The sequence below is a fragment of the Paenibacillus sp. P3E genome (assembly GCF_001909045.1).
Taxonomy (GTDB): Bacteria; Bacillota; Bacilli; order Paenibacillales; family Paenibacillaceae; genus Paenibacillus_AQ; species Paenibacillus_AQ helianthi.
In genome coordinates, this window is sequence record NZ_LVWH01000014.1 from 33006 (window position 1) to 52391 (window position 19386).

The window sequence follows — 19386 nt, forward strand, 5'->3', positions numbered from 1 at the left end:
GAAACCAGGTATGAATAATGGCATGGGATCAAACTCGGGAAAATGTATTCAAAATCCGGGAATGGGGTAATTATCCTTCGGAGGATTTAATCCGCTGTATTACACGCTATTTTTACGGAACTCCTAACAGGAAAGAGATTAAAATACTTGAAGTTGGCTGTGGAATTGGTGCGAATTTATGGTATGTTGCAAGAGAGGACTTTTCAGATTTTGGAATTGATGCTTATGAAAGCTGTACATTTGATGCTGTTATTGATAGTGAAACGATATCCGCAAATTCTTATCAAAATTTAGTGATGATATGAATGAGAAAGTAATTGAATGGATTGTTACCGGCGTGAAACATTGACTATTCAAAATATACTGAAGATAATTCATAATATCCAAAAGGGGCGTAACAGATGGATAACTGGCAAAGTATTTTAATCGCGCCTGAGATGACGGTTATTGAAACGATGAAAATTATCGACCAATCTTCACTGCAATTTGCTGTTGTTGTCGATAAAGATCGTAAATTGCTAGGAACTGTTACAGATGGTGATATTCGCAGAGGAATATTGAGAGGAATACCACTTGACTCGCCAATTAATTTAGTTATGAATAGCTCGCCTATATTCGAGAGGCAAGGTAAAAAGTTTCTTCATTACAAAGAATTGATGGGGACAAGACAGTTAAGACAATTACCTATTGTAAATAGAAATAACCAGGTTCTGCGCATTCTTTTTGCTGATGATATTGCACAAGTACTGCCAAAAGAAAATGTTGTAGTCTTAATGGTTGGAGGTCTAGGAACCCGCCTGCGGCCCTTCACGGATGATATTCCAAAGCCAATGCTTAAAGTTGGCGATAAGCCAATTTTAGAAACGATTATTAAGGGCTTTAAAAATTACGGGTTTACCAAATTTATTCTGTCTGTAAATTATAAGAAGGAAATAATCAAAGCTTATTTTCAAGATGGTAAGCATTTAGGTGTGAATATAGAGTACCTTGAAGAAGGTAAGAGATTGGGTACTGCGGGAGCTTTATCACTTTTATCAGAAAAGCCGAATGCTCCATTTTTTGTTATGAATGGTGACTTACTGACTAAAATGAACTACGAGCAATTGATGGAATTTCACTGTGAAACTAAATCAAACGCAACAATATGTGTAAGAGAATATGAATATCAGATTCCTTATGGTGTCATAGAAACCGAGAATCATCGGCTTCTTTCCATTGTTGAAAAACCTGTCCACAAAAGTTTTGTCAATGCAGGAATTTACGTGCTTGACCCGCTGGTGCTTGAGCATGTTCCGCAAGACGAATTTTATGATATGCCGGACTTATTCAAGAAATTGATGGACCTGCAAGGTGGTGTCTCTGCCTTTCCATTAAGAGAGTATTGGCTTGATATTGGCCGAGTGGATGACTATGAGAAAGCAAACGGTGATTATAGAGGTGTATTTATATGATCGATAATAAAAAGGTCCTTGCCATTATTCCTGCACGCGGGGGATCCAAGGGGATTCCCCGTAAAAATATTAAAACAATAGCTGGGAAACCCCTTATTGCATGGACGATAGAAGAAGCAAAAAAGTCAAGGTATATTGATAGACTTATATTATCTTCAGAGGACTCTGAGATTATAGAAATTGCCAGAGCATATGGGTGTGAGGTTCCCTTTGTGCGTCCTAAAGAATTGTCTGAAGATACCACTCCAGGAATTGATCCAGTTCTGCATGCTATAAATCAATTACCAAATTTTGATTATGTAGTATTATTACAACCCACTTCTCCTTTAAGATTATTAGAAGATATAGATGGCTGTATCGAGAACATGGTAAGTATAGGAGCACCTGCTTGTGTTAGTGTTACGAAAACGGAAAAATCACCTTTCTGGATGTATACTCTACAGGGTAATAAATTATTGAAACCATTAATTAAACAAGATGAGGTCATATCACGCCGTCAGGACCTACCAGATATCTATGCTTTAAATGGAGCAGTTTATGTAGCAGATATAAATTGGCTTTTGATAAGAGGCTCTTTTCTGGAGGATGAGACTGCTGCATTTGTAATGCCAAGGAATCGTTCCAGTGATATTGATACGGAGGAAGATTTCTTTTTTTGCGAGTACTCATTAGGTAGAAGATAGATTTATAGATTTACAGACGATATAGATGGCTCAATATCAAAATTAAATAATGACCTTTCTATTACAATTAAAATAAATCACATCGCCTTATAGTTTAGTTAACTTGCAAACTGTATATAATCGGAGGCCGGAATTTTGGAGACTTTATGTTATATAATTCAACCGCATGCAGATGTTGAATTGGGTTTTAGCAGAAACGAACTGGACTATTATGTTACGTTACCAGTTGAAAGTATAACCGACGATACTGGGCTAATAATAACTATCCCTGGATTTGGCGGACTTGCTAATTCGAGTTATCAATTAGAAAAATTAAATCCATACTTGGCTGAGAAATATAATTGTATTGTAGTTTCTTTGAATTATTTTGGTATATACCGAGGAAATAATATGAAGATGGATGATCACTTTATTCATAATATGGAACAGATTTATGGAACTCCAAGTACATACTGGAATAACATTACTTCGGATCACGATTTTTATGTGAAGTTAGGAGAACTACTTGAAAGAAGGGGGCTGTTCCAGTTAGACCCCCGCTGTCAAGCCTTGAAGATTACGGAACGGAATGAATATCAGTCTTATGGGTTTTTACCTGCTCTTGATAATCTTACTGTTCTTGGAGATGTTCTCAAAAGATACCCTACAATAAATAAGAGGAAGATAATTGCTTACGGTAGTTCGTACGGTGGTTATATAGCGATGCTTTGTGGCAAATTCGCGCCTAATACATTCTCAGTCATAATTGACAACTCAGGATTTTCACGTACCCGTTTGAAATATATCGTGGGTAGAGAAATATTAGAGCATGATTTTACTGCTACTGTCAATTACAATAATAAATTTTATACTGTGCCATTCGCATATAATAATCCTTGGACGATCATGGATGAAACATCACCTCATTATTTTGGAGATTCTCATAAGCAAATTCGTAACCTATTTATTAGAGAGCATAGGGTAAAATCGGATACACGTTATTACATTTTTCATTGCGAAGAGGATCAAATTGCCTCCGTTGAAGATAAAGATAAAGTGGTGGCCCTGTTATCCAATTATAATTCCACCTACTATAAAAGAGTCGGAATGAGTGATCTGGATGGTACGCTTTTTAAAAAATATGCACACGCGATGGATGCATCCTTACGCAAACTGTTTGACCACGTCGCCGAACAGGACAACGAATACGGATTGATGAAAGAAAAGAGCGAAAACGAATTCATTAATAATCAAGTTAACTCTTTGAATTGCGGTAATAAAAATTATATTTTTAATTTTAGGGATGATTTTACAATGAACGTTACCATAACGGATAACATAAAAACAGATTATAATTTAATTAGCTCATTTCAGTTAATGGGCGATTTATTGAATATTTGCGATTCGATAGGCGAAGGTTTTAGTTTTATCGTTGATAAGGTATCGGACAAAAACTATAATGATGCTGCTCTAGTTATGCAGGATATAATAGATGCACATACTGAGATTAATTTACGTATAGATACGTTTTCTAGGTTTCTTAGTGAAAATAACATACCTGCAACTAGTACACAGTTCGAACATTCTCTTTTAGAAGCTGTTATGCACTTCAATAATGAGTGGTGGGATTTATTGGGGGCTGAACTCGTGGATCGGGTCGTACCCAATTTTTTATTGTGGAAACAGGAGTTACACAACATTTTCGCTCCGTATATAAACCAGTATTAAAGGATACAATTTGGTAGATTGCGCGGTAGCCAGAACTCTTACGTTAGCAATGTCAAAAAAAAGGGAGTGGCCAAAAGGATTCGGATGCTGTCTTCCTATAAAATGGATGTCCCTGTGTTCCGTGATCCAAATAAGCACGAATTTGGAAACATCCCAACTCTGGCGGGGATCTTTGCTCTATCAACAGATCGTACTGCTGCACCAAATTGAACTTACTTCTTTTGTTCATTCACTGGGATTTTACTTTAAAGGTCAAAGAGTGTGGAACTTCCGCTTTTAACCATAAAGAAAAAGATGATCTCATGGCATTGAAAAAACATTGGTTTCCCCACTCTGAACCTATTGGTAGGTCTAACTACTTTATGATTGCTTAGGAATCTGATTACTTTGCGTAAACAAGGGTGAGTAACTTGAGTTAGTATCCTTGCTTCAGTCTCTTTCTTTATATTTGTGGGCCACAAAATAAAAGAAAAAGTGCTGTTAAGGAAACCATAATGCAAAGCATTAGACTATGATCATCTGCCGGGATTTTTCGTTCTTCTCCTAGTTAATCGAACCGTACCCCTTCCGCGACTCGGAAAAAGAAATTATGCGTGAGAGCTGCTATAATTACTTCATTTGTATAATATGTTCAGTAATTTGGAAGACGTAATGACGACAAAATTAAGGACAGTTCTAATATACTCCTGAGGGGACTATGCCTAATATTCTTTCTCTACCCTAAACATTTCCTGCTGCAAACCGATATATACTATATATAATTGAGGTTTTTGGAGGTCGGGGTTTGATGAATGTACAGTTTTCACTTTCCGCCAGCACTGTTGTTAATAGCCAAAGTAAGTCCGATTTATTATCTGGCAATGGACCCGTTACACCTGTTGTAGCAGCCTCCACGAACAATGATGATTCGTCTGTACCAGCAATCAAAGATGTTAAGGACCTGAACCTCAGAGAACGACAAGGTGCGAACGTCTCTATGGCTGAAGAGCAACTAATTAAAACCATTGAACGGGCAGTTAAGTCTTTGCAGGGTCCTCAGACAACTTTGGAAATTAGCATACATGAGAAAACACATGATATTATGGTCAAAGTCTTGAATAAGGACACAGGTGAGCTTATTCGAGAGGTACCGCCGGAAAAAACTCTCGACCTAGTTGCCAAGATGATGGAGATTGCTGGTATATTGGTTGACGAGAAGATATAAATCAGGAGGTGTAATAAACATTGGTATCTCGAATTAATGGTTTCTCGGGTATGGATATTGACAGTATGGTAAAGAACTTAATGACTGCCAAAAGAGTTCCCTTAGATAAACTGAATCAACAGAAAACTCTCCTTAACTGGACCAGAGACAGCTACAGAGAAGTGAATAGTAAACTATATGACTTTCGCAGCAATAAGTTGATTGACAAATATGGCCGTAACGAATCTCTAAATACCAATAAATCAGTGGTTAGCGGTAATACAGATGCTGTAAAAGCCACTGCGTTAGCAACGGCAAATGGTGTTGACATGAATGTTAGTGTTACACAGCTCGCTACAAAGACTACTGTAAAGACTTCAGGGGCTGGCTCAGGGTTTACATCAGCAACGACACTGTCACAATTGCAGAAAAACTTGGATGTTACTAGTACTCCCCCAACTGGGGGCTATCAGCTAACAGTGAATGGAGAAAATTTTTCCTTTACGGGAGATACGGCCATTTCTACCGTTATTGCTAGTATAAATAGTAATTCCAAGGCAAATGTAACCGCAACATTTGATGAGATCACTGGAAAGTTGTCTATGGCGGCTAAGAGTAGCGGACCTCCAACGAATGCTACACTCACAACTGAAGCAAAAGGAAAAGTCGTTTTGAGTGCGGATACTTCATTGCTGGGTTTGTTCTCCAAAAAGTCAGCCTCCACAACGTTTGCCCAGTTGAAAAGTGCAGTAAGTGATACTTCACTTGCTGTTGCGGGGGGGCAAACCTTTAAATTAACCATTGATGGTACAGATATTAGTTTTTTAGGAAGCGAAAATATAATTGACAAGATTAATGGTAATGCTACTTTGAATGCAACAGCTAAATTTGTTGCTGGTGAACTGATCGTTACCTCAAATGTAGATAATACTACTCGGTTAACAGTAACAGGTGATGATGCACCGTTACTCAAAGGAATAGGGATAACGGACGGTGTAAAAGCTCAATATTCAATTAATGGGACTAACCTAGAAAACGATAGTAATACTTTTGCAGTAAATGGTATACAATTGACACTCGTGGCAAAAACGGATGTTAACGGTACGGACAGTCCGACAAAAATAACGACACAAGTCGATGCAGACAAGGCAGTAGAAACAGTTAAGGGGTTCATTAATGACTATAATACTTTGATAGTGTCTTTAAATGCAAAATTGGACGAAGCGAAATATCGTGATTTCACCCCTTTAACGGATGAGCAGAAGAAAGATCTGAAGGACTCTGATATAACCGCTTGGACTGAAAAGGCAAAAAGCGGGTTACTTAAGAATGACGATATCCTTAAACCGTTACTGTCCACAATGAGAATGGATATTACAGAAAAGCTAAGTAAGCTTAAGGATATTGGAATTACAACAGGATCATATTTTGAGAACGGCAAGCTTTACTTGGACGAAAGCAAGTTGAGAACAGCGCTTAGCAATAATTCGCAAGACGTCATGGATTTACTTCAGGGCTCCCAAAGTAATCCTGATTCCGGATTATTTGATAAGCTATCCACGCGGGTTAGTGATGCATTGAGCAGTATCTCTGATAGAGCTGGTACCAATAAGTATTCAGGAGATCTTACAAGCACCTACAAAGAAGAAAGTGTAATGGGCAAAAAGCTCAAAGATTATAATAAGCGGATTGGGTCTATGCAAGATTACCTGGATAATCAGGAAACTCGTTACTACAAACAGTTCTCAGCCATGGAAACAGCAATGAATAAGTTGCAGTCCCAGTCATCCAGCCTGTTCCCTGCTTCCAGCTAAGATAATTTTAAAATAGAGGGTGAGAATTTTGCTTACATCTCCTTATGATAAATACCGGCAGTCCTCTGTTCAGACATCTACACCAGCACAGCTTGTGATTATGCTATACGATGGGGCCATTCGCTTTGTTAGAACAGCTTTAGATGGGCTTAGTAAAAAAGATTACGAAAAATCAAACCTTAACTTTGGTAAGGCCCAGACCATTGTCAGTGAATTAATGAGTACCTTAGATCATTCTTATGAAGTGTCTCAGAATCTTTTCTCCCTATATGAATATACGAATTTTTTATTGGTAGAATCCAACATTCGCAAAAGCCCGGAGAAAGCCGAAGAAGCCATCGGCTATCTGATCGAACTGCGTGAAACCTGGCTCCAAGCCTCGAAGCTTGCGGCAGGCCAGACCGAGACGGCGAATGGATGAACTTATCCGCAATCTGGATCAGCTCACTCGGGAGATGATGGGCCGGCTTCAGGAAGCGACGTATGAGGAGCTTGAGGCTTTCGTAGAGGAACGGCAGGAGATTGTCGATTCGATTGCAGAACAAGTCGCAATTTGTCAGTCTACTTCTGCACAAAAGGAAGAAATTCATCGGATTTTGGAGCATGACTACGCCCTACTAGACCGTATGAATGTCTTGCGGTTGGAGGCACAAGACTTTCTGCAGAAGCGCAACCATGCCAAAGTGCAGCGGAGTGCATATGAAGCGAAATACAGTGCGGACAGCATTCTCATGGACCGCCGAAAATAATATTTTTCCAAATGTTTCATCTCAGGAGCAGCCGGGTATTATATACCGTCTGCTCCTTTTTTTGATCCGAATATCACAATTTTTGCTTAAATTTGGTTATTTATTGGATGGTAAAATATTGAAAGTAAACATTTACTATTCCAATTGACAATGGAGAAGCAGCGGTGGTATAGTCGAGTTGTGAGCAAGACTCACGTTCATCTGATGACGAAGGGAATGTTTAGTCAATGGAAGGTAAAGTTAAATGGTTTAACGCAGAAAAAGGTTATGGTTTTATCGAAACTGCCGATGGTGGCGACGTATTCGTACACTTCTCCGCGATTCAAACTGACGGTTTCAAGACTTTGGATGAAGGCCAATCCGTAGAGTTCGACATCGTTGAAGGTGCACGCGGACCACAAGCAGCTAACGTCATCAAATTATAATCATCCGGCGCAGCCGACCTACATATATGGTAGATGGTTAGCAATTGAGACAACGCTAGCGTAGACCCTGGGGATTTTCCCCAGGGTCTTTTTTAATGCTTTTTTACAAAAAATCGTTCCAGATGTGGTGAAATTAAGTTGGAATTAAACAAAGTGTAAAATTAATTTAACGGAAAATGTTAACATTCTCCAGTATTTGGGTAATAGAAGACGTTGGGCTTTCTATCTTGCCTCGACGTACATTCTTTATGCTTAGGCGTGTGGCTTTTTGAGCGAGACCGTTGTTCAGGAGCGATGTAGTAAGCCTATGCCCATCAAACACTCAGGAGGATGAAAAGCAGAATGAAAAAGACGTGGCGTGGATTAATGACAGGGATACTGGGTGCAAGCATGTTACTCGGATCTCTAGGCAGTGTCTCTGCTGCCCCTGCCCCCAAGGATATTCAAGGACACTGGGCGCAGACGCAATTGCAGGATTGGCTGAATAAAGGGTATCTAGGCGGTTACCCGGATGGTACGGTGAAGCCTAACAAGGCGATAACGCGCGGCGAATATGTAGCACTGATTAATCGTCTGTTCGGGTTCAAGGATACGGGAACGATCAGCTTCACCGACGTGAAAAAGACTAACTGGGTATACTCCGAGGTGGCGAAAGCCGTGCAAGCCGGTTATATCGGTGGTTATGAGAATAAAACATTCCGTCCCGCTAATCCTTTGACCAGACAAGAGGCAGCAGTCATTGCTGCCAAATTGCTTAGCTTGAATACCGCCGCAGCTTCTACAACCTTTAAAGACAATGCTCAAATTGCCGCTTGGGCAAAAGGGGCAGTGGCAGCCGCAGCAGGTAAAAAGATCATCAACGGGTACCCGGATGGAACCTTTGGTCCTAAGAGATCGCTGACCCGGGCAGAGGCTGTGGGGATTATCAGCAATTCGGTTGTATTTAAGCCTTCTACCCCTGGAGTGACCCCTACACCAACTCCATCAGCGACGCCTGCGCCTGGCGCAACTCCTACTCCCACTGCAACCCCTGTACCAGGTGGCGGTAGTGGCGGAGGTAGTGGCGGCGGTGGTGTTATCACTACACCATCAGTAAGTGGTGTAACTTATGGACATGTGGGTTCGGTGACAGCAGATGTGTACCTTACTCCATCCGTAACCGGAGCAATCTATTATGTGGTGGCTCCTTACAGCAGCAGCATGCCGAATCCTAGTGCCTCGCAGGTAAAACTGGGAAAGACAAGTGCTGGAACCCAAGGAGTGAACTATGGAACCAAGGCCACATCGGCAGGGTCAACTGTTTCTTTTTCGGTATACGGGTTGCAGCCTAATACAGAATATGCAACATACATCATCGTTACAGATACTGCCGGGAACATGTCAACGGTATCGAAGCTTCTTTTGAAGACGAACACTAGTACTCCAACATCGATCACGCTGGTTGAACCGGGACATATGGGAACAGTGACAGCAGATGTCTATGTGAAATATGGGCAGACAGGTGGTGCTTCGGCTCCAGTAAGATATGTAGTACTGCCGGCTAATGCCGCCAACCCGACTGCGGCGCAGATTGCTGCCGGACAAAACAGCTCAGGGGGCCAACTTGCCGCACCTTGGACAGGTTGGATCACTCCGGCGCCTTCACCGGCGGTAAGACAGACACTGAGCTTGACTGGGCTAACTGCCAAAACAAGCTACAAGGTATACTTTATTACAGGTTCCGGCAGTGTCTGGTCACCTGTAGAAATTCTGCGTATTCAAACCAAGTAAGAGCTGGATAATTGCAATATTAACCGATAACACTAGGTCCGGCCCAGGCAGCTTGAGTTGCTCTGGCCGGACCTATTTATGTATATGGGGGGGCTGTGACATCTTTTGTTAGCTGGATGTAAACACTGTCATGATTTGTTTTTTACTTAGGCCTGACAATTTGGTATAATGGCTATGTAAACAAAGGAGGAGTGCCCATGCAATTCAGCATTCGAGGTCAACAAATTGAAGTGACCGACGCTTTGAGAGATTATGTTGATAAGAAGCTCAGCAGACTTGAGAAGTACTTCGATGCACCCCCTACCTCAGAAGGATATGTGACGCTTGGCGTTGTTCGCGGCCTTCATACGGTGGAAGTCACGATCCCGCTAGCAGGTGTAACGCTTCGTGCGGAAGACCGCAGCGATGATATGTACGCATCCATCGATGCCGTGGTGGACAAGCTGGAACGCCAGATTCGCAAACACAAAACCAAGCTCAATCGTAAGTTCCGTCAGGAAGGAAGCCTGAAAACGCTCTTTGTGGAAGGAGCACCAAGCAGCATTGCTGTTGAGGAACAGGATTACGATGATTTGGAAGTCGTGCGGAACAAGCGCTTCACTTTGAAGCCTATGGATGTAGAAGAAGCGATCCTGCAAATGAACATGGTTGGACATAATTTCTTCGTGTTCTCCAATATTGATACTTCTGAAGTTAGCGTTGTTTACAAACGCAATGACGGCAAGTATGGCCTGATCGAACAAGACTAGGTTTGGATGCATGAAGCCGTAACCCGACTTGGAGCAGAGATTTACTTCAGTCTGACAAAAGAAAATTAACCGAGCCCCTATTCGCCATAAGCGAATAGGGCTCTTGTGCGTATATACATGTGTTTATGACAAAATAGCGGCACTTTGGCAGTAATGAGATCACTTGAAAAATAAGGTTGCGGCTGCTTGTATTGCGGCTTCTCTTACAAACTGTTACAATTTATGAAGCAGCGGAATCGAAATCATATATGGCCCTTTCAATATTAGTGAGGATGGGCTCGGTTCCACCATCTGTGTTGCATGAAAGGGGTTAACCATGCTAGGACTTGTAAAAAAAATATTCGGCGACACCAATGAACGTGATGTCAAACGTCTCATGAAGACGGTCGATGTAATTAATGGGTTGGAGCCCGATTTCGTATCACTTTCGGATGAAGAACTGAAAGCCAAGACCAATGAATTCCGTGCCCGGATTGAGAAGGGTGAAACCTTGGAGGAAATTCTCCCCGAGGCATTTGCAACCGTACGCGAAGCTTCCAAACGGACGCTGGGCATGCGGCATTTTGACGTTCAATTAGTTGGAGGTATGGCGCTGCATGAAGGCCGGATCTCCGAGATGAAGACGGGTGAAGGCAAGACGCTGGTAGGTACACTGCCGGTCTATCTGAACGCTTTGCTCGGCAAAGGTGTACATGTTGTAACGGTCAATGACTATCTGGCTCAGCGCGACAGTGCGCAGATGGGACAAATTTATAACTTCCTGGGTATGACGGTTGGGGTAAACCTGAACGGCATGGACCATGCTGATAAGCAAGAAGCTTATGCCTGCGATATTACGTATGGCACAAACAACGAGTTCGGTTTTGACTACCTGCGCGATAACATGGTGCTCTATAAGGAGCAAATGGTTCAGCGTCCGCTCTATTTCTGTATTATTGATGAAGTTGACTCCATCCTGATTGATGAAGCGCGGACTCCTCTTATTATCTCCGGACAGGCCGAGAAATCGACGGAGCTGTATTATGCAGCAGACCGTTTTGTAAAGAGACTGACTGCGGAAGAGGATTATACTGTTGATATCAAGGTGAAATCCGTGGCTTTGACTGAAAAAGGTGTGGCTACGGCAGAACGCGCTTTTGGGGTGGAAAATCTGTATGACCATGCCAATGTAACTCTGAATCATCACATTGTTCAAGCGCTCAAGGCGAACGTAATTATGCGCCGCGATGTTGATTATGTAGTGAATGAGGACGAGGTTGTTATTGTCGATGAATTCACCGGCCGTTTGATGGCGGGACGCCGTTATAGTGACGGGTTGCACCAGGCTATCGAAGCCAAAGAAGAAATTCAGGTGCAGAATGAGAGTATGACCCTGGCTACTATTACCTTCCAGAACTACTTCCGGATGTACCGTAAGCTGGGTGGTATGACGGGGACTGCGAAGACCGAAGAAGAAGAGTTCAAGAAGATCTATGGTCTGGAAGTTCTGCAGGTGCCAACCAATAAACCGAACCAGCGTGCGGATATGCCGGACGTTGTATACAAAAGCGAAAACGGTAAGTTTAACGCAGTGGTAGCAGAAATTGTGGAGCGCCACAAAAAGAATCAACCCGTGCTGGTAGGTACGGTTTCTATTGAGAACTCCGAACGTGTATCGGAAATGCTGAAACGCAAAGGTGTAAGACACCAGGTGCTCAATGCCAAGCATCATGCGGCGGAAGCAGAGATCATCTCCCATGCAGGTCAGCCGGGAACCGTAACTATTGCTACGAATATGGCAGGACGCGGGACGGATATCGTACTCGGTGAAGGAGTGACAGATCTCGGAGGTCTGCATATCATTGGTACAGAACGCCATGAATCACGCCGGATCGACAATCAGCTGCGCGGCCGCGCGGGACGTCAAGGCGACCCGGGTTCCACTCAGTTCTACTTGTCGCTCGGTGACGAACTGATGAAGCGTTTTGGTGCAGACAACGTGCTGAACATGATGGACCGTCTTGGGTTTGAAGAGGATCAGCCGATCGAGAGCCGTATGATCACGCGTGCTGTAGAATCCGCCCAAAAACGTGTCGAAGGCAACAACTTCGATATTCGTAAAGTCGTACTTCAATATGATGACGTCATGAATCAGCAGCGTGAGATTATCTACAAGCAGCGCCGCGAGATTCTGGAGTCTGACAATATCAAAGACGTCGTAATTGAAATGATCAAGCCGGTTATTGACCGTATTGTTCATGCCCACTGCAGTGACGATATTCCCGAGAACTGGGAGCTGCAGGAGGTTGCTGATTATGTGAACAGCAAGCTTTTGGAAGAAGGCGAGCTGACACGGGACGATATGTGGGGCAAAGAAGTTGAAGAGATCATCGAATTCATCTTTGGCCGTGTACTGGAGAAGTACGCAGCCCGTGAAGAACGCCTTGGCTCTGAGCTGGTGCGTGAATTCGAAAAGGTTATCGTCTTGCGTTCGGTTGACAGTAAATGGATGGATCATATTGATGCGATGGATCAGCTTCGTCAAGGGATTCACTTGCGCGCGTATGGTGGTACTGACCCGCTCCGCGAATATCAATTTGAAGGCTTTGAAATGTTCAATGCCATGACCGCTACCATTCAGGAGGAAGTTGCGACCTACATTATGAAGGCGCATATTGAAACCAATCAGGAACGGCAATCCGTAGTGGAAGAGAATAAGATCTCTACTAATGGCGAGCCTGCTGAGAAGCAGCCTGTGCATGTTGAGGCCGCTATCGGCCGCAACGATCCATGCCCTTGCGGCAGCGGCAAGAAATACAAGAACTGCCATGGACAGAACGCGTAAGTACAGCGGGCCTTTTGATTTTCCGGCTTTCAGCTTTATCTTTTTCAGTAAACCAGTGCGCAGACATTAATCTGCAAAAGCTGTTTACAGAACTGTACTTTATGTACTTTATGTCTTGCTCCACAGTTCAAGGGTTATAATGACAATAAAAAGCGGCTGGGCCCGGGGGACTCCCCGTTTGCGGCCCGGCCGCTTTTTTGAGCTTGGGAGCTATGTTGATTCCTGAGCGAAGCGGAAGGCGTAATTCTTGAAACCTGGATTCAGGTGGGAGTAACGGAGGGGAAGTTTGGAACTGGAGGAGCGAATGCGTCCGCCTTTGTTCACAGATTTCAACCGCGGGCGGCGGTCTCCAATCAGGAAATCTGTGAACAACAGCGGCCGGAAGTCCAAACATTCCCCGCAGTTACGGCAACCACCGAAAATAGTGTGGAAAAGAACGAGCATCCGACAGCGGGGGGTAACAATAATATGCCCCAGGCTCAATCCAGCCGACCCGGCGCAATGATTTTATTTTGAAAGGTGAAGTGATCACACATGATTGATCCTAATGTTAAGCAGGACCTGCGTGAAATAGGCAAGAAACTTACAGACCTTAGGGGGTCTCTTTGACTTAGATCTGAAGCAGGAGATGATATCCAACTTCGAAGAAAAGATGGCAGCGCCCGGATTCTGGGATGATCCAGAGAAGGCACAAGGCGTCATCGCCGAGATGAACGCGGTGAAATCATCCGTAGATCAATATGAGAAGCTGCAGCAGGAATATGATGATGCGGCGATGATGGCGGAGCTGGCGGATGAAGAGGGCGATGAGGATTTGGCGACAGAGGTTGCTGGAACGATTCGCAGTGTGGCTGGCAAGGTCGATGAATTCGAGCTTCAGCTGCTGCTCAACCAGCCGTATGACAAGCTCAATGCCATATTGGAGCTGCATCCCGGTGCTGGCGGAACGGAGTCCCAGGATTGGGGGCAGATGCTGTTACGCATGTATACCCGCTGGGCGGAGAAACGCGGCTTCAAGGTAGAGGTCCTGGATTATTTGCCGGGCGACGAAGCGGGGATTAAGAGTGTTACGCTTTTGATCAAAGGCTACAATGTCTATGGCTATCTGAAGGCCGAAAAGGGAGTACACCGGCTGGTGCGCATTTCCCCGTTCGATGCCTCAGGCAGACGCCATACCTCGTTTGTATCCTGTGATGTGGTACCCGAGATTGCAGATGATGTAGAGGTGGATATCCGTACCGAGGATCTGAAAATCGATACGTACCGGGCCAGTGGTGCGGGCGGTCAGCATATTAATACAACGGATTCTGCAGTGCGTATTACTCACTTGCCAACCGGCGTAGTGGTAACGTGCCAGAATGAACGCTCACAGATCAAGAACCGTGAACAAGCGATGAAAATGCTGCGTTCCAAGCTGTATGAGCGCAAGCTGCAGGAGCAGCAGCAACATCTCGATGAGATTCGCGGCGAGCAATCGGATATTGCATGGGGAAGCCAGATCCGCTCCTATGTATTCCATCCCTATAGTATGGTAAAGGATCACCGTACTTCCGTGGAAACCGGTAATGTTGGAGCGGTGATGGACGGCGATCTGGACGCTTTTATCGACGGATATTTGCGCAGCCAGATTAAGACAGAAGCAGAATAAGGGGATAATGATAATTCCTACGCGTCTTCGGAGGTGTAGGAATTTTTTTGAGAAGTTTAGGGTGTATAATAGCTTCAAGTATAAACGTTAAGGAGAATAACTCTGCATGCAAAAAATCAATTCACGCAATAAACCCCCGCTGATTCCGCTGAACGGGCCATTGCGCCATACGGTGGATATTGTGCTGATTCTGGTGGGCTCACTGATTACGGGGCTTGCTTTTAATCTGTTTTTTCTGCCGAACCAAATCGCTTCCGGAGGGGTATCGGGGTTATCCGTACTCGCGGAAGCCTGGTTTAAAGCCGAACCTGCCTTCACCCAGTGGGCGCTGAACATTCCGCTGTTTATTCTTGGGGTGATATTCCTGGGCAAGCAATATGGAATTCGGTCGTTGCTCGGCAGCTTTGTGCTGCCGCTGTTTATTTTTTTGACGAAAGACGGGCCTGTGCCGACCACGAATCCGCTGCTGGCTTCTATTTATGGCGGGATTGGGGTGGGTTTGGGTCTGGGGCTGGTATTCCGCGGGCGCGGCTCCACGGGAGGCTTGACCATTTTGGCGCAGATTATTCAGAAGATTACGGGATTCAGCTTCTCGCTGTCTGTGGTACTGCTGGATGGTACGGTGATTACGCTGGCTGCTTTTGTACTGGGAATGGAACAGGCAATGTATGCGCTGATTGGCTTGTTTGTGACGGGCCGGGTCATCAATGCGCTGGAGGTTGGCTTCAGCACGACCAAGGTGGCCTACATTATTGCCGATAAGACGGAAGAGATCTCTCAGGCCATCCTGAACGATCTGGACCGTGGTCTAACCAAGCTGAATGCGCAAGGTGGCTATACGGGCGATAACCGCACAGTGCTTATGGTCGTTGTGGGCCAAAATGAGATTACCCGGCTGAAGGCAATTGTGCGTTCTGTTGATCCGGGGGCGTTCGTCATTATTACCGAGGCACATGAAGTGTTGGGCGAAGGGTTTAAAAGAGAAGTGCAGTCTCCTTAGGGGGTCTGCACTCTTTTTTTGGAAAAATGAGTATTATATGCTTTACGCTAATATCTTACTTGCTTAATAAACTTGACGTTACATGTTGTATTTATATTAATTCGGTCGTATAATAATACATATTTCCAAGGACGGTATTCATGATATTCATAACAGGCAGGAAGCGGGGATGACAGTGACAGGCAAGCTGAGAGCGGCTATTGTTGGATCAACGGGTTATGGGGGCGTGGAGCTGATCAGGCTGCTGCAGAACCATCCTGATATAGAGATTACTTCAGTGATTTCCTCTTCAAGCGCAGGTGCGCCTATTGAGGAAGGGTTTCCTCATTTAACAGGCATTGTGCAGCGCAATCTGGATGGAGTGGACGCGGCAGAGATTGCCGACAGGGCAGATGTGGTATTTACAGCAACACCGTCGGGTGTCAGTGCCAAGCTGGTGCCGCAGCTACTGGAGGCAGGCCTGAAGGTCGTCGATCTGTCCGGTGACTTCCGGCTGAAGGACGGCGCAGAGTATGAGCAATGGTATAAACATCCGGCTCCGTCTGATTCCTATTTACAGCAGGCTGTATACGGATTATGCGAAGTGTTCGGCGAACGTACGGCCGGGGCAGACTTCATTTCCAATCCAGGCTGTTATTCTACCGCTTCGCTGCTGGGCTTAATTCCGGCGCTGCAGGCGGGCTGGATCAAGCATGACAGCATTATTATTGATGCGAAATCGGGTGTGTCCGGGGCAGGCCGGGGAACGAGTCTGATGGTCCATTACTCCGAAATCAATGAGAATTTCAAAGCTTATAAGGTGAACAAGCATCAGCATATTCCGGAGATTGAACAGACCCTGACGGAGATATCCGGAGAGAAAGTGACGGTGACATTCACTACACATCTCGTGCCGATGACCCGCGGGATTATGAGTACGATGTACGCCGGGATGAACGGTGGGTACAACGAGCAGGATTTTGTGAACTTATATCGTAAATATTATGCAGGACGGCCGTTTGTGCGGGTTCGTGACGCTGGTGTGCTGCCAGCAACCAAAGAGGTCAGCGGTTCTAATTATTGTGATATCGGTTTTGCCACAGATGCCCGTACAGGTCGGGTGACCATTGTATCCGTCATTGACAATATTGTTAAGGGCGCAGCAGGGCAAGCGATTCAAAACCTGAATTTGATGATGGGATGGGAGGAAACCCGCGGCCTGGGCTACACACCAGTGTATCCTTAAGGTTCAGCGGTCAACTATACAATGAGTGATAAGCAAGGTTTTACCGTCTTGGAAGGCGGAAGTGTTACGACACCTAAGGGATTCAGGGCTGGCGGGCTGCACTGCGGCCTCAAAAAAACAGAGCGCAATGACCTGGCAGCCATCCTCTGCGAGGTTCCGGCGACAGCGGCTGCTGTATATACAACGAATGTTTTTCAGGCTGCACCGCTTCAGGTAACGCGGGAGAGTCTGGTGAATGGTACACTTCAGGCAGTTATCGTGAACAGCGGGAATGCGAATGCCTGTACAGGTGATCAAGGCGAAGCCGATGCCTATGAAATGCGTGCTGCCGCGGCCCGCCGCTTAGGTGTGAATGAACAGGATGTTGCGGTTGCTTCTACCGGTGTGATCGGCGAATTGCTGAAGATGGACTGTGTGCGAAACGGGATTGCCGGACTGCCTGAGAAGCTGGATGGAGGAGCTGCCGGAGCAGAGGAGTTCTGCCAGGCGATCCTCACCACAGATCTGGTCAAAAAAGAATGCTGTGTGAAAGTAAAGGTCGGGGATATAGAAGTAACGATTGCCGGAGCTGCCAAAGGTTCGGGGATGATTCATCCCAATATGGCAACCATGCTGGGTTTCATGACCACGGATGCTGTAATTGACGGCGATGATTTGCTCAGTCTGTTGCGTACTGCGACGAATACGACTTTTAATATGATTACGGTAGATGGAGATACAAGCACTAATGATATGCTGATTACGATGGCGAGCGGACTTGCGGGGAATGAAAAGCTGACACGTCTGCATGCGGACTGGGATGCTTTTGCCGCGGCATTTACGCATGTCTGCCAGAGTCTGGCCATGGCCATTGCCCGTGATGGTGAAGGGGCGACGAAGCTGATTGAGGTGCAGATCAGTGGTGCGGTACACGATGAGGCTGCGGCTGCAATTGCCAAAACGGTGGTCGGTTCCAGTCTTGTGAAATCAGCGATTTTTGGCGCGGATGCCAATTGGGGGAGAGTGATTGCCGCAGTAGGACGCGCAGGGGTGCCGGTATCGCCGGAACGGGTGGATATATCACTTGGCGGAATTGAGGTGCTCAAGCAGTCGCGGCCAGTGGCTTTTGATGAAGAGAAAGCTCTGCATTATTTGCAAAAAAGCGATACTGTGCTGATTACCGTAGCTTTGTCTGACGGAGACGGCAAGGCTACTGCCTGGGGCTGCGACCTGACGTATGACTATGTGCGCATTAATGCCGCATACCGTACCTGATTCTTGGCTGGCACTCCACTTACGGGGAGGATAACGAAAAATGACTATAGAACCTACTGAGAATCATAAAGCTGGCGGACTGTTCGTGATGAAATGTGGCGGCAGTACGCTGGCGGCGCTTCCGGATTCGTTTTTTGATGATTTGCGGGAGCTGCAGGAGAGCGGTGCCCAGCCCGTCATCGTGCACGGAGGTGGGCCGGCGATATCCGGCAATCTGGAGAAGCTTGGCATTGAGAGCCGCTTCGTGAACGGCCTGCGGGTGACGACCGAGGAAGTGCTGGATGTGGTGGAGATGACGCTGTCCGGAAGCATTAACAAGGCAATTGTCCGAAGGATTCAGGGCAGCGGGGGGCAAGCGCTAGGCTTATCCGGTGTGGATGGACGGCTGATCACCGCCCGGCTGGTCGCGAACAGTGATGAAGTGGGGCTGGTTGGTGAAGTGACAGAGGTCAACGCAGAGATTGTGCAGGGTGTTCTGGCCATGGGCTATATCCCTGTAATCGCGCCGATTGGTGTGGATGCCGGAGGCCAGCGGTACAACATTAATGCGGATACGGCGGCGGGGGCGGTGGCTTCTTTTATCGGGTCGCCCCAAATGATCGTCGTTACGGATGTTCCGGGCATAATGCGTACACTGGATGGCCGCAAAACGGTACTCTCGTCTGTGACGGTGGGACAGATTGAAGACTTGATCGAAAGCGGCGAAATTTATGGCGGGATGATTCCCAAAGTACGCGCGGCGATCGATTGTATTCAGGGCAGTGTGTCCGAAGTAGTGATTGTTGACGGCAAAGAGCCACGGGTGCTCAGCCGGGTGCTGCAGGGTGAAGAGCTGGGAACACGGATTATTCGTTCATAACTAATAACAAGCGCTGACGGGAATACCGGAAGCAGCATGGTGGGA

Annotated in this window: 17 protein-coding genes; all 17 read left to right on the plus strand. The window is 45.6% G+C overall.

The window, feature by feature from the left end:
• Nucleotides 1–17 precede the first annotated feature (17 nt).
• Nucleotides 18–305, plus strand: a complete 288-nt coding sequence (locus A3842_RS03430; RefSeq protein WP_074100438.1) for a class I SAM-dependent methyltransferase — start codon at nucleotides 18–20, stop codon at nucleotides 303–305.
• A gap of 96 nt (nucleotides 306–401) precedes the next feature.
• Entirely contained in the window at nucleotides 402–1451 is a 1050-nt protein-coding gene (locus A3842_RS03435; RefSeq protein WP_074100439.1) for a nucleotidyltransferase family protein, read from the plus strand.
• Nucleotides 1448–2134 (plus strand): acylneuraminate cytidylyltransferase family protein, encoded by a 687-nt coding sequence (locus tag A3842_RS03440; protein WP_074100440.1) that lies wholly within the window; start codon nucleotides 1448–1450, stop codon nucleotides 2132–2134. Before A3842_RS03435 ends, A3842_RS03440 begins: the two co-directional genes overlap by 4 nt.
• Nucleotides 2135–2269: 135 nt before the next feature.
• Nucleotides 2270–3841: a DUF2920 family protein gene (locus A3842_RS03445; protein ID WP_074100441.1), complete on the plus strand. Its 1572-nt coding sequence runs from the start codon at nucleotides 2270–2272 to the stop codon at nucleotides 3839–3841.
• A gap of 787 nt (nucleotides 3842–4628) precedes the next feature.
• Nucleotides 4629–5045 (plus strand): flagellar protein FlaG, encoded by a 417-nt coding sequence (locus tag A3842_RS03450; protein ID WP_074100442.1) that lies wholly within the window; start codon nucleotides 4629–4631, stop codon nucleotides 5043–5045.
• 20 nt (nucleotides 5046–5065) lie between these two features.
• Entirely contained in the window at nucleotides 5066–6838 is a 1773-nt protein-coding gene (gene fliD / locus A3842_RS03455; RefSeq protein WP_074100443.1) for a flagellar filament capping protein FliD, read from the plus strand.
• Nucleotides 6839–6866: 28 nt separating this feature from the next.
• On the plus strand, nucleotides 6867–7259 hold the full coding sequence (fliS, locus tag A3842_RS03460) for a flagellar export chaperone FliS (protein WP_074100444.1): 393 nt from the start codon (nucleotides 6867–6869) through the stop codon (nucleotides 7257–7259).
• Nucleotides 7252–7587, plus strand: a complete 336-nt coding sequence (locus A3842_RS03465) for a flagellar protein FliT (protein ID WP_074100445.1) — start codon at nucleotides 7252–7254, stop codon at nucleotides 7585–7587. The genes fliS and A3842_RS03465 overlap by 8 nt, the downstream gene beginning before the upstream one ends.
• Before the next feature lie 227 nt (nucleotides 7588–7814).
• Complete coding sequence (locus A3842_RS03470; protein WP_019915069.1) at nucleotides 7815–8012, plus strand: cold shock domain-containing protein; 198 nt, start codon at nucleotides 7815–7817, stop codon at nucleotides 8010–8012.
• A 342-nt stretch (nucleotides 8013–8354) separates the two neighbouring features.
• A complete protein-coding gene (locus tag A3842_RS03475; RefSeq protein ID WP_074100446.1) occupies nucleotides 8355–9782 on the plus strand; it encodes an S-layer homology domain-containing protein in 1428 nt (475 codons plus the stop codon).
• 197 nt (nucleotides 9783–9979) lie between these two features.
• On the plus strand, nucleotides 9980–10531 hold the full coding sequence (gene hpf / locus A3842_RS03480; protein ID WP_074087283.1) for a ribosome hibernation-promoting factor, HPF/YfiA family: 552 nt from the start codon (nucleotides 9980–9982) through the stop codon (nucleotides 10529–10531).
• 316 nt (nucleotides 10532–10847) lie between these two features.
• Complete coding sequence (gene secA, locus A3842_RS03485) at nucleotides 10848–13355, plus strand: preprotein translocase subunit SecA (RefSeq protein ID WP_074100447.1); 2508 nt, start codon at nucleotides 10848–10850, stop codon at nucleotides 13353–13355.
• Between the two features lie 534 nt (nucleotides 13356–13889).
• A protein-coding gene (gene prfB / locus A3842_RS03495) for a peptide chain release factor 2 (RefSeq protein WP_143186146.1) occupies nucleotides 13890–15003 on the plus strand; the annotation gives its coding sequence in 2 pieces (ribosomal slippage) (nucleotides 13890–13961 and nucleotides 13963–15003; 1113 coding nt in all).
• Nucleotides 15004–15109: 106 nt separating this feature from the next.
• Nucleotides 15110–16003, plus strand: coding sequence for a YitT family protein (locus A3842_RS03500; RefSeq protein ID WP_074100450.1), 894 nt, complete (start codon nucleotides 15110–15112; stop codon nucleotides 16001–16003).
• Nucleotides 16004–16172: 169 nt separating this feature from the next.
• A complete protein-coding gene (gene argC / locus A3842_RS03505) occupies nucleotides 16173–17228 on the plus strand; it encodes an N-acetyl-gamma-glutamyl-phosphate reductase (RefSeq protein WP_074100451.1) in 1056 nt (351 codons plus the stop codon).
• A gap of 21 nt (nucleotides 17229–17249) precedes the next feature.
• Nucleotides 17250–18482, plus strand: a complete 1233-nt coding sequence (gene argJ / locus A3842_RS03510; RefSeq protein WP_074100452.1) for a bifunctional glutamate N-acetyltransferase/amino-acid acetyltransferase ArgJ — start codon at nucleotides 17250–17252, stop codon at nucleotides 18480–18482.
• 40 nt (nucleotides 18483–18522) lie between these two features.
• A complete protein-coding gene (gene argB, locus A3842_RS03515; RefSeq protein WP_074100453.1) occupies nucleotides 18523–19341 on the plus strand; it encodes an acetylglutamate kinase in 819 nt (272 codons plus the stop codon).
• Nucleotides 19342–19386 lie beyond the last annotated feature (45 nt).